This window comes from Ideonella sp. WA131b, assembly GCA_023657425.1.
Taxonomy (GTDB): domain Bacteria; phylum Pseudomonadota; class Gammaproteobacteria; order Burkholderiales; family Burkholderiaceae_C; genus Rubrivivax.
In genome coordinates this window covers 596,300-608,559 of record JAGTJW010000003.1, presented here as the reverse complement: position 1 = coordinate 608,559, position 12,260 = coordinate 596,300, and the positions used below count along the sequence as shown (strand labels likewise).

Here is a 12,260-nt window from a genome sequence, read left to right as displayed (position 1 = left end):
TAATCCGTAGGTCCCTGGTTCGAGCCCAGGTCGGGGAGCCAAAAATTCTTTGCAAATCAAAGGCTTAGGAGCTTCGGCTTCTAGGCCTTTTTGGTTTTTCCCTCAGTGTCGGCAAAGTGTCAACAGCGCTTGTCCGCCCATGTGTTCATGTTCTGACCTCTGGCGACTCTCCTGAGGCCCTTCCTTGTGCACTTCGGCCAGCGGGTGCACCACGGCCAGCACGGCGACGCTGGAGTGGTCCTCGATCTCGCACAGCGCCAGGTAGCCAGTTCGTCCGAAATGAATGACCAGTTCCCGCATCTCGGCGCGCGACGAAATCGGTCTGCATGCGACGGCGCTCAACACGGGCACGCACCGAGGCTTCGACGAACCGGGGGAGCGTCTCGCCCTCAGTCTGCGCAGCCTCGACTTCAGCTCGAAAGTCGGGCCCGACCCGAATCGATGGGATGGTGGTCGTCTTCAGCTGCTCAGTGAATTGCGGTGGCGCCACGCTCGATCCTGGACTTGGGTATCGAGCCAGATTCGCTGGCAGCCAAAGTCCGCTACCGGCGCAGCGCGCTTGCATCCGGAATCGGTCAGAGGTCGGTCGTGACAGGCAGGAAGCCGGTGGTCTTGTCAGTGCCGAGCCTGGTTCGGGCGCCCAGCGACCCATCAGTGAACCACTCACATGGCCGTTGACCGTGGCCAACCACGCTCCTAGGAGCGTGGGCGGCTGCAACAGCAGCTGCGCGCCTGGCTCAGCGCTGTGACCTCACTTCGGCCCTCACTCAAGTCCTCACTTGGGCCGTATGGCGTCCGCCGTTCCCTGGATGAAGGCCTTGAGCTTCTCCACGTCGGCCCGCTGCAGCTTGCCGGTGAAATCGGGCATGCCGTTCCTGGCCAACGCACCGAACATGTACTTGTCGAGATTGGCAATCACCGCCTGCGCCGAGTAGCCCAGGTTGGGGATGTTGCCGCCGCGGTCCACGCCCGGCACGCCGTGGCAGAAGACGCAGTTGCTGACGTAGAGCGCCGTGCCGTCTGCCACGTGGTTCTTGTCGTAGGCCACGCCCTGCACCAGCTCGCCCAGGCGGTAGGCCACGAACTCGGGCGCCTTGGCCTGGCCGTCGATGACGAAGGTGTAGACCGTGCCCGGGCCCTTGCGATCGGTGTGGCGCGTGGTGTGGCCGTAGACGCCGCCCCAGCCCACCGCGATGCTCACGTACTGCTTGCCGTCCACCATGTAGGTGCTGGGTGCGGCGATGACGCCGGTGCCGGTGGGCGTTTCCCAGAGCTTCTTGCCGTCGCGGGCGTCATACGCGATGAAGCGGCCGTCGGCCGTGCCTTGGAAGACCAGGTTGCCCGCCGTGGTGAGCGTGCCGCCGTTCCACGGTGAGACGTTCTCCACCCGCCAGGCCTCGCGCTGGTTCACAGGGTCCCAGGCCAGCAGGCGGCCGAAGGGCGCGCTCTTGGGCGGCTCGGCGTTGGCAAACATGCCCAGGTTCCAGCCCAGGTTGCTGTGCGGCTCGAGCGGGCTGGCGGCGTTGAACTTCCAGGCCTTGTTGTCCAGCAGCGTGACGGGCACGTTCTGCACCGGCATGTACACCAGCCCGGTCTGCGGGTTGAAGCTCATCGAGTGCCAGTTGCGTGCGCCATAAGCGCTGGGAATGATCTCGCGTGGGCGGTCGGCCACCCGCGCGATGTCGGTCTCGATGGGCCGGCCCTTGGCGTCATAACCCGTGGCCCAGTTGACATCGACGAAGTTCTTCGCCGAGATGAACTCGCCGCTCTTGCGGTCGACCACGAAGAAGAAGCCATTCTTTGGCGCGTGCAGGATCACCTTGCGGTTCTTGCCGGCGATCTTCAGGTCGGCCAGGATCATCGGCTGCGTCGACGTGAAGTCCCAGTTGTCGCCCGGCGTCTGCTGGTAATGCCAGACGTACTTGCCGGTGTCGGGGTTCAGCGCCACCAGGCTGGCCAGGTACAGGTTGTCGCCGCCGGCCGGGCTGCGCTTCTTGTGCGCCCAGGGGCTGCCGTTGCCGGTGCCCACGTACATCAGGTTGAGTTCGGGGTCGAAGGCCATGGTGTCCCAGGCCGTGCCGCCGCCGCCGGCTTCCCAGTACTTGCCCGCAGGGTCCCAGGTCTTGGCGGCCTTGGCCATGCTCTCGTCTTCGAAGGGCTTGCTCGGGTCGCCCGGCACCGTGAACCAGCGCCACTGCTGCTTGCCGCTGCTGGCGTCGTACGCCGTGATGTAGCCGCGCACGCCGTACTCGGCGCCGCCGTTGCCGATGATGACCTTGCCCTTGTAGACGCGCGGCGCGCCGGTGATGGTGTAGCTGAACTTGCGGTCGATGATGGTGTCCACCTCCCAGGTCTTGGCCCCGGTGGCCGCGTCCAGCGCGATGAGGCGGCCGTCGTAGCTGGCCACGAACACCTTGCCCTGGTAGACGGCCACGCCGCGGTTGACCACATCGCAGCAGCCCTTGTAGCCGTAGCCACGGTCGACCTGCGGGTCGAAGCTCCAGAGGCGCTGGCCCGTGCGCACGTCGATGGCGTGCACGATGCTCCAGCTGGCAGTCACGTACATGATGCCGTCCACCACCACCGGCGTGGCCTCCACACCGCGTGTGCTCTCCAGGTTGTAGCTCCAGGCCAGGCCCAGCTTGCCGACGTTGGCGGTGGTGATCTGCGTCAGGCGCGAGAAGCGCGTCTCGGCGTGGTCAAGGCCGTAGCTGGGCCAGTCGACGGTGGTGCGTGCGTTGGCGCGGATGAAGCCGGTGTCCACGCGCGTGGTCACGGCCTTGATGTGGGCGGCCGAGCCCTTGGCGGCCGTGGCCGCCGGCTTGGTGGTCTGGGCCCAGGCCGGGGCCAGCCCGATGGCGGCGACACCGAGGGCCAGGGCCGCCGCGTAGCGGAGAGAGGTCTTCATGTGTGGTCTCCTGTGCTTGTTCTGGAACCGCGCCCAGGTGCGGCCGAGCCCGGCGCCACCGTGTGGCTGGCGCGCAGCTTCTCGCGCCGGCGACGGCGCGGGAACAACGGGCTTTCCCGGATGAGCGGCTGTTCCGTCCCGGCACAAACTGCCGCGCATGCACCGCCCGCCCCCCGCCCGCACTGCCCTGGCGCTGCCCGAGCAGGCTTTTTTCGCCACGGCGCCGCAGCGCGCTGCATTGGCGCGCGAGCGCCTGTTTGTCGACGGCCAGCGGCCGACGGGTCTGGTGGGCGAACCCATCATCCAGAGCTGGCAGCGCTGCTTGGTGGCGCACCGCCGGCCCGGCGAACGGCTGGCTTTCGATCCCGTCACACCCTCACGCCGGCACGGTGCGCTGCAGCGCAGCCGCCCGCTGCTGCAAGCCGCGCGCCCGGCCTTGGAACGCCTGCAGGCCACGCTGGCCCACACCGGCGTGCGCACCTTTCTCTGCGACGGCGAAGGCCTGGTGGTTCACAGCTCGCCGGTACCCGGCGAAACTGAGCCGGTGCTCGGACTGGCCAGCCGCCTGGGCGTGAACCTGAGCGAAGACGCGGTAGGCACCACCGCGCCAGGCCTGGTGCTGCGGACGGGCCAGGCCGTGACGGTGACGCGCGAAGAACACTTCTTCGATCTCTGCGGCCGCCTGAGTTGCGCGGCCGCCCCCATCCACGACCGCCACGGCCGGCTGGCCGGCGTGCTCGATCTCTCCACCGAAGGCCACAGCTTCGCCTTTGACGCCGCGGCGCTCGTGGGCCTGTACGCCAGCAGCATCGAAGACGCGTTGCTGGCCGAACCCGACGGCGACACGCTCGTGCTGCATTTCCAGGCCGACCCGCGCCTGCTCGGCACGCCGCTGCAAGCGCTGGCCGGCATCGACCCGCAAGGCCGCGTGGCCTGGGCCAACCGCGCCGCGCGCAGCCTGCTGGGTGACACCGAGCCGCGAGGCCGCCCTGCCGCCGAGGTGTTTGGCCACGGCTTGCCTACGTTGATGGCCAGCGCTGGCCCGCGTGGCCCACAGGCGCTGCATCTGGCCAACGGCCTGGAGGTGTGGCTGCGTGCGCGGCTGCAGATGGCACCCGGCCAAAGCAGCGACGAAAGCGACGGCCGCCGCGCGCCAGCTGCGCCTGCACCCACGCTGGCGCCGCCAGTCGCCGAGGCATCAACCCCGGCAGCGACTCCTGTGCCCACACCGAACACCGCGCCCACGCTGGCCGAACACGACCAGCGCCTCGTGCTGCAGGCGCTGGCGCGCAACGGAGGCAACGTCTCCCGTGCGGCGCGCGAGTTGGGCGTGTCGCGCGGCCTTCTCTACCGCCGGCTGGCTGCAGCCCGCGATCCGCAAGCAGAAGGCAGCGGCGCTTAGGCTGGCGGCCCTGGTCGCAGCGCTGTTGGCCGGCCCCGCGCTGGCCCTGGCGCCCGCGGAAACCATAGGCATCGCTTCGTCAGCTGGCGCCGGAGCTTCGACGAACTCCGGCACACCGTCGGCACCGCGCCCAACCAGCCCGTCTGGCCACGGTCAGCGCCGGTGGTTGTTGAGTCTGGCAGCGGAGTCAAGGCGTTGTGCCAGCGTGACAGCGCCGCTGTCGGCCTCGGCTGCCTTGAGACCCACTCTGGCCGCTGCGTGAGCACTCATTCAACTCGCCACCCTTCCAAGCGCCCTGCCCTGCAGCCGCCGTTGCGGCGCCTCGCGGAACGGCCGCAGCTCGCGCGTTGAAGTGGCCCGCCATCTCGGCGTCCGGGGACTGGTCCCGCCGCGGCAGCGACGGACACAGCGTCATGAAACTGACGTAGCCACTTGACAGTGCAGCCACGTCATCAACGAGACACAACCAAACCCAGCGACAGTTTGTCGCACTCGGCCTGCCAGTGCGCCAGGTCCGCCAGACACCCCGCAGTGCCCGTCTTCCCTGAGTACAGCACAGAAAGTCGGCCCGACCCAACCACGCAAGGAGGGCGTCTTATGCGTATTCGTTCATAGGCATTTAGACCAAGGCGAATCCTCATCGAATACGTTCAAATGTCTAGGCGCTCTGCCGTGTAGCAGGCATCTCGGAATGGGTCACCCTTGGCTCAAACAGGAGTACGCACGATGGACATGAACCGGAGAAGCTTCCTCCGGGTCAGTGGAGCGGGGCTGGTCGGATCCAGCCTCGTCGCGTTGGGTTTTTCACCCACGGCCGCGCTGGCCGAAACGCGAAGCTTCAAGCTGGCCCGCACAACTGAAACCCGCAGCACGTGCCCGTACTGCTCGGTCAGCTGCGGCTTGGTGATGTACACGCTGGGCGACAAGGCGAAGAACGTCAAGTCGACCATCATCCACATCGAAGGCGACCCCGACCACCCGGTCAACCGCGGCACGCTGTGCCCCAAGGGCGCCGGTGTGATGGACATGATCCAGTCCAAGAACCGTGTGCTCTACCCGCAGGTGCGTGAAGCCGGCGCTGCCGACTGGAAGCGCCTGTCTTGGGAAGACGCGCTCACCCGCGTGGCCAAGCACATGAAGGCCGACCGTGACGCCAACCTGGTGAAGACGGTCGAGAAGGACGGCAAGTCCGTCACCGTCAACCGCTGGAACACCACCGCACTGCTGGTGTCTTCGGCGTCTTCCAATGAATCGGGCTACATCACCGTGAAGACGGCGCGTGGCCTGGGGATGGTTGCACTCGATACACAAGCGCGTATCTGACACGCACCGACGGTGTCCAGTCTGGGCCCGACGTTTGGACGTGGAGCGATGACGAATTCTTGGAACGACATCAAGAATACCGATCTCGTACTCATCATGGGCGGCAATGCCGCAGAAGCGCACCCCTGTGGTTTCAAGTGGGTGACCGAGGCCATGCAGACGCGCAAGGCCAAGCTCATCGTGGTCGACCCGCGCTTCACGCGCAGCGCCGCGGTGGCCGACGTCTATGCGCCCATCCGCGTGGGCACCGACATCGCCTTCCTGGCCGGTGTCATCAACTACCTGTTGTCCAACAACAAGATCCACCTCGACTACGCCAAGCTCAACACCGACATCACCTTCCTGGTGAAGCCGGAATACAAGTACGACAACGGCTTTTTCAGCGGTTACGACGAGACCAAGCGTTCGTACAACAAGGCGAGTTGGGGCTACCAGGTGGGCGAAGACGGCTTCGTCAAGGTCGACGACAGCCTGCAGGACCCGCTGTGCGTGTACCAGCAGATGAAGAAGCACTTCTCGCGCTACACGCCTGAACTGGTCAGCAGCATCACCGGCACGCCCAAGGACCAGTTCCTGAAGATCGCGCAAATGCTGGGTGAGACCTCGGCGGTCGACAAGGTGATGACGATCTGCTATGCGCTCGGCTGGACCCAGCACACGGTGGGCAGCCAGAACATCCGCACCATGGCCATGATCCAGCTGCTGCTGGGCAACATGGGCCGGCCGGGCGGTGGCGTCAACGCGCTGCGCGGCCACGCCAACGTGCAGGGCATCACCGACATGTGTGCCTACTCCGAAGTGTTGTCGGGATACCTGAGTGCACCCACCGATGCGGACGTCGACCGTGAGACCTACCTGACGGCGCGCACCGGCAAGCCGCTGCGTCCGGGTCAGATGGCCTTCACGCAGAACTTTCCCAAGTGGCACACCAGCCTGATGAAGGCCTACTACGGGGACAAGGCCACGGCGGACAACCAGTTCGCCTACGACTGGATTCCGAAGCGCGACACGGCCTACGACATCATGGCCATCTTCGAGCGCATGCACCAGGGCAAGGTCAACGGCTTTCTCGTGCAGGGCTTCAACCCGCTGGCGGCGGTGCCCAACAAGAAGAAGCTGTCGGCCGCCATGGCCAAGCTGAAGTACCTGGTGGTGATGGACCCGCTGGAGACCGAGACCAGCGAGTTCTGGAAGAATTTCGGCCCGCTGAACGACGTGGACCCGGCGAAGATCGCGACCGAGGTCTTCCGCTTCCCCACCAGCTGCTTTGCCGAAGAGACCGGCACCTTCACCAACAGCAGCCGCGTGATCAACTGGAAGGAAAAGGCCGTCGACCCGCCGGGCGAAGCCAAGACCGACAGCGAGATCATGGCGCGCCTCTTCGTCAAGCTGCGTGGCATGTACGCCAAGGACGGCGGCACACTGCCTGAGCCCATCGCGGCGCTGGCCTGGCCCTACATCAACGCCAACGTGCCCCAGCCGGGCGAGGTCCTGCGCGAGATCAACGGCAGGGCATTGGCCGATGTGTTTGCGCTGCCCGCACCGCCGAAGCTGGACGCCAAGGGCAAGCCCATTCCGGTGCCGCCGCCGGCACCCAACGCGCCGCCGCCAGTGCCGTTGGTCAGGGCCGGCGACCAGTTGCCAGGCTTTGCCATGCTGCGCGACGACGGCAGCACCAGCTGCGGCAACTGGATCTATTCCGGCTGCTGGGGCCCCACGGGCAACCTCACCGCACGGCGCGACACCGCCGACCCCACGGGCCTGGGCGTGTTCCCGGGCTGGGGCTTCTCGTGGCCGGCCAACCGCCGCATCCTCTACAACCGCGCCAGCGCGGACAAGGACGGCAAGCCCTGGGATCCGAGCCGCAGGTACCTGGCCTGGAACGGCAAGAGCTGGGCAGGCGGTGCCGACGTGCCCGACATGCGCCCCGACGCCGCGCCCGACCAGAACGTGGGCGCCTTCATCATGAACCCCGAAGGCGTGGCCAGGCTGTACGCCGTGGGCATGAACGAAGGCCCGTTCCCCGAGCACTACGAGCCTTTCGAGAACCCTGTGGGCGTCAACCTGATGTGCCCCACCAACCCCAAGGCCGTGAGCAACCCCGCCGCGCGTGTCTACAAGGGTGACCTGGAAGCCTTTGGCAAGAAGGAGGAGTTCCCGTACGCGGCCACCACCTACCGCTTGACCGAGCACCTGCATTTCTGGACCAAGCATTCGACGAGCAACGCCGTCGTGCAGCCGGCGCCCTTCATCGAAATCGGTGAAGACCTGGCCAAGGAAAAAGGCATCAAGCAGGGCAACATGGTCAAGGTCCGCAGCAATCGAGGCGAGATCCTGGCGGCCTGCGTGGTGACCAAGCGCATGAAGGCCATGGACGTGAACGGCAAGAAAGTCCACCACGTGGGCATCCCCATCCACTGGGGCTTCAAGGGCGTGACGCAGAACGGCTACCTGGCCAATGCACTGACCCCCTTTGTCGGCGACGCCAACTCGCAGACGCCGGAGTTCAAGGCGTTCCTGGTCAACATCGAGAAGGTGGCCTGACATGGGCAGCATGCAATCGCTCGACGTGGTCGGCCGTTCGGCCACCACCACTCCCAGCCCGCAGGTGCGTACCAACGCGCCGCAGGTCGCCAAGCTCATCGATGAGTCCAAGTGCATCGGCTGCAAGGCCTGCCAGGTGGCTTGCATGAACTGGAACGACCTGCGCGACGACGTCGGCACCAACATCGGCGTCTACGACAACCCCAGCGACCTGACGCCCACCAGCTGGACCGTCATGAAGTTCTTCGAGGTCGAGCCCAAGGACGGCAGCCTCGAGTGGCTGATCCGCAAGGACGGCTGCATGCACTGCGAGGACCCCGGGTGCCTGAAGGCCTGTCCGGCGCCTGGGGCCATCGTCAAGTACAGCAACGGCATCGTCGACTTCATCAGCGAGAACTGCATCGGCTGCGGCTACTGCGTCAAGGGCTGCCCCTTTGATGTGCCGCGCATCAGCCAGAAGGACAACAAGGCCTACAAGTGCACCTTGTGTTCCGACCGGGTGGGCGTGGGTCTGGAGCCGGCCTGCGTGAAGACCTGCCCCACGGGCGCCATCACCTTCGGCACGAAGGACGACATGGTGACCTACGGCGAAAAGCGCGCGGGCGAGCTGAAGGAGCGCGGCTTCCAGAACGCAGGCCTGTACAACCCGCAAGGAGTCGGCGGCACGCACGTGATGTACGTGCTGAAGCACGCCGACCGGCCCGAGCTGGAAGACCTGCCCAAGGACCCGAGCGTCAGCCCGCTGGTCTCGGTCTGGAAGGGCATCGCCAAGCCGCTGGCGGTGGCGGGGATGATCGGCGCGGTCGTCGCCGGCTTCTTCCACTACATGAAGGTGGGTCCGATCGAGGAGAAGTCCGCTGACGCCGGCAAGCCCGAGAAGGAGGAAGCGTGATGGCTCAGAAAATGCTGCAGCGCTACCAGGACGGAGATCGGATGAACCACTGGTTCATCGCGATGATGTTCGTGCTGGCCGGACTCTCCGGCCTGGCTTTTTTCCACCCGTCGCTGTACTTCCTGGTGCACCTGTTCGGCGGTGGCTCGTGGGCGCGCATCCTGCATCCCTTCCTGGGCGTGCTGATGGTGGTGGGCTTCCTGGGCTTGTTCCTCAAGCTCTGGCGCGACAACGTCGTCAACGACGCCGATCGCGAGTGGAAGAAGCACATGGGTGAGATGCTCAAGGGCAACAAGGCCAGCATGCCCCCCGTGGGCAAGTACAACTATGGCCAGAAGCTGGTGTTCTGGGCCATGGCCGTCAGCCTGGCGGTACTCTTGCTCTCGGGCTTCCTCTTCTGGCGGCCCTGGTTCTCGCCGTTCTTCCCCATCGAAGTGCAGCGCATCGGTCTGCTGCTGCATGCCGTCTCAGCTGTGGTGCTGATCGCGGCGACGATCATGCATGTGTACGCCGTCATTTGGGTCAAGGGCACGGCGCGCGCAATGACCCGCGGCACGGTCACCGAAGGCTGGGCCAAGGCCAACCATGCCCTGTGGTATCGGGACATGACCAAGGGACCCTGAGTCCCACCCGCACAGAGGGCGCTTTGTCAGCGCCCTCTTTTCTTGTCCAGGAGAAACACTGAGTCCAGTCATGGCCACCGTGCGGGTGATGTCCCCCGAAGAGATCGCCGCCCGCGCGGGTGGCGAAACGGCCTTCCTGCGCCTGCCCGAACGCAGCACCGTCTTCGCCGAACGCGCGATGCGGCTGCGCCAGCTGGCGCGCGGCCACGCGATGGGCGACTTCCTCAACTTCATGGCCGATCTGGCGCAGGCCCAGCAGCGCCAGCTGGCGCGCATGCCCACGCTGCCCCTGCCCGACCGCGACGCGATCGACCGCGCCGCCCGCGCGGGCGTGCCCCCGCTGCTGGCCACCGACTGGCCGCGCGACCCGGCCTGGCACAGCGTGCTGCGCGCGCTGGTGGCCGATCTGCGCGGCAGCGCACCGGCCGGCGTGCTGCCCACGCTGGACACCCTGGCCGCAGCCGACGAGGTTTTCCTCGAACGCCAGGCCGATGCGCTGCTGCACGGCGTGATGACGGGCCTGGACCTGGCCTGCGCACCCCTCATTGCCGCGGCCCTGCAATGCTGCTTCACCGAGCTGGTGCTGAAGGTGGATGCCCACGGCCTGGCCCACGCGCCGGCCCATGGCCAGCCCTTCGGCCGCATCGACGACGAAACCGCCTGCCCCTGCTGTGGCAGCCGCCCGGTGGCCAGCGTCACGCGCTCTTCCGGTGAATCGCTGGGCCAGCGCTATCTGCATTGCGGCCTGTGCAGCACCGAGTGGCACATGGTGCGCATCAAGTGCCCGCACTGCCTGTCGGAGAAGAGCCTGGCCTACCAGTCGCTGGACACCGCCGATGCCGACGACCAGGGCAGCAGCCGCGCCGCCCAGGCCGTGATGCAGGCCGAAACCTGCGACGAGTGCGGCCACTACCTCAAGATTGTGCACAGCGACCGCGACCCGATGGTGGAGCCGCTGGCCGACGACCTGGCCAGCCTCACGCTGGACCTGCTGGTGTCCGAAGCCGGCTACCACCGCCACGGCCTGAACCTGATGCTGCTCTTCGGCGACCCTGCCGAAGAGACCAGCGCGGCGCCGCCGCCCGACCCCGGGGCGTCCTGATGGCGCGGCCCGCCGAATCCGTCGTCGACGGTTCCAAGGCCAGCCCGAAGGATCTGCCAGGCGTCGACCGCCTGCTGCGAGAACCCGAAGCGGCGGCCCTGGTGGCCGAACACGGCCACACGCTGGTGGCCGCACAGGCGCGTGCACTGCTCGAAACCCAGCGCAGCGCTGCGCTGGCCGGCACCCTGGGGCACAACGCGGTGCAAATGCCGGCGCTGTTGCGGGCCCTGGCCGCCCGAGTGCAGGCCCGCCTGGCGCTCAACATGCGCCGGGTGCTGAACCTCACCGGCACCGTCATCCACACCAACTTGGGCCGCGCGTTGCTGGCCGACAGCGCGCTGCAGCAGGTGCTGGCGATGATGGCCGGCCCCAACAACCTGGAGTACGACCTCGCCAGCGGCGGCCGCGGCGACCGCGACAACCTCGTCGAAGAGCTGCTCTGCACGCTGACGGGCGCCGAGGCCGCCACCATCGTCAACAACAACGCCGCAGCGGTGCTGCTCACCATCGCCGCCCTGGCGCGCGGCAGGGAGTGCATCGTCTCGCGTGGCGAGCTGGTGGAGATCGGTGGCGCCTTCCGCATGCCCGATGTGATGGCCGCGGCCGGCGCCACGCTGGTGGAAGTGGGCACCACCAACCGCACCCACCCGCACGACTACGCCGGCGCCATCAATGAACGCACTGCGCTGCTGATGAAGGTGCACACCAGCAACTACGCCGTGCAGGGCTTCACCACCGCGGTCGACGAGGCCGAGCTCGCCGCCATCGCCCACGCCAAAGGGCTGCCGCTGGCCAGCGACCTGGGCAGCGGCTCGCTGGTCGACTTGGCCGCCTACGGCCTGCCACGGGAGCCCACGCCACAAGAAAAGCTGGCCGCGGGCTGCGATGTCGTCACCTTCAGCGGCGACAAGCTGCTCGGCGGCCCGCAGGCGGGTTTGATCGTCGGCAGCAAGGCGGCCATCGCACGCATCCGCAAGTACCCGCTCAAGCGCGCGCTGCGCATGAGCAAGCTGCCGCTGGCGGCGCTGGAGGCCACGCTGCGCCTGTACCTGCGGCCCGAACGCCTGGCGCAGGACTTGCCCACGCTGCGCCTGCTCACGCGCACCGCCGAAAGCCTGCGCGCGCTGGCCACCGAACTGCTGCCGGCCGTGGCCGCGGCCGTCGCTCCGCGCTTCGAGGTGCAGGTGGTCGATCTCTTGGGCCAGATCGGCTCGGGCTCGCTGCCGGTGGACCGCCTGCCCTCGGCCGGCCTGGCGCTGGCGCCTTCGCAGAAGAAGGGTGCCGGGCGCGCGCTCGATGAACTGGCGACCGCGCTGCGCACGCTCCCCTTGCCCGTGGTGGGCCGCATCGCCGAAGACCGGCTGCTGCTCGACCTGCGCGGGCTGGAAGACCCGCAGGCCCTGTTGTCGCAACTGGAGTCGCTGCGCCTGGCCCTGCCTTGAAGTCCATGCCTGCGTGTCCGCCGC

General features: G+C 67.2%; 8 protein-coding genes. 6 read left to right on the top strand and 2 right to left on the bottom strand.

The window, feature by feature from the left end:
- Window positions 1-102 precede the first annotated feature (102 nt).
- Window positions 103-342, bottom strand: coding sequence for a hypothetical protein (locus KA711_17990; protein MCM0610853.1), 240 nt, complete (start codon window positions 340-342; stop codon window positions 103-105).
- Between the two features lie 433 nt (window positions 343-775).
- Window positions 776-2,908, bottom strand: coding sequence for a PQQ-dependent dehydrogenase, methanol/ethanol family (locus KA711_17985; GenBank protein ID MCM0610852.1), 2,133 nt, complete (start codon window positions 2,906-2,908; stop codon window positions 776-778).
- A gap of 157 nt (window positions 2,909-3,065) precedes the next feature.
- Here KA711_17985 and KA711_17980 point away from each other — a divergent pair, with 157 nt between their 5' ends.
- From KA711_17980 to selA, 6 genes are all read left to right on the top strand, one after another.
- Entirely contained in the window at window positions 3,066-4,310 is a 1,245-nt protein-coding gene (locus KA711_17980; GenBank protein MCM0610851.1) for a GAF domain-containing protein, read from the top strand.
- Window positions 4,311-5,036: 726 nt separating this feature from the next.
- Window positions 5,037-8,177 (top strand): formate dehydrogenase-N subunit alpha, encoded by a 3,141-nt coding sequence (gene fdnG, locus KA711_17975; GenBank protein MCM0610850.1) that lies wholly within the window; start codon window positions 5,037-5,039, stop codon window positions 8,175-8,177.
- Between the two features lies 1 nt (window position 8,178).
- Window positions 8,179-9,069, top strand: coding sequence for a formate dehydrogenase subunit beta (gene fdxH / locus KA711_17970; GenBank protein MCM0610849.1), 891 nt, complete (start codon window positions 8,179-8,181; stop codon window positions 9,067-9,069).
- Window positions 9,069-9,692, top strand: a complete 624-nt coding sequence (locus KA711_17965) for a formate dehydrogenase subunit gamma (protein ID MCM0610848.1) — start codon at window positions 9,069-9,071, stop codon at window positions 9,690-9,692. Before fdxH ends, KA711_17965 begins: the two co-directional genes overlap by 1 nt.
- 70 nt (window positions 9,693-9,762) lie before the next feature.
- Complete coding sequence (gene fdhE, locus KA711_17960) at window positions 9,763-10,794, top strand: formate dehydrogenase accessory protein FdhE (protein ID MCM0610847.1); 1,032 nt, start codon at window positions 9,763-9,765, stop codon at window positions 10,792-10,794.
- Window positions 10,794-12,236, top strand: coding sequence for an L-seryl-tRNA(Sec) selenium transferase (selA, locus tag KA711_17955; GenBank protein ID MCM0610846.1), 1,443 nt, complete (start codon window positions 10,794-10,796; stop codon window positions 12,234-12,236). Before fdhE ends, selA begins: the two co-directional genes overlap by 1 nt.
- The last annotated feature ends 24 nt before the right edge of the window (window positions 12,237-12,260 follow it).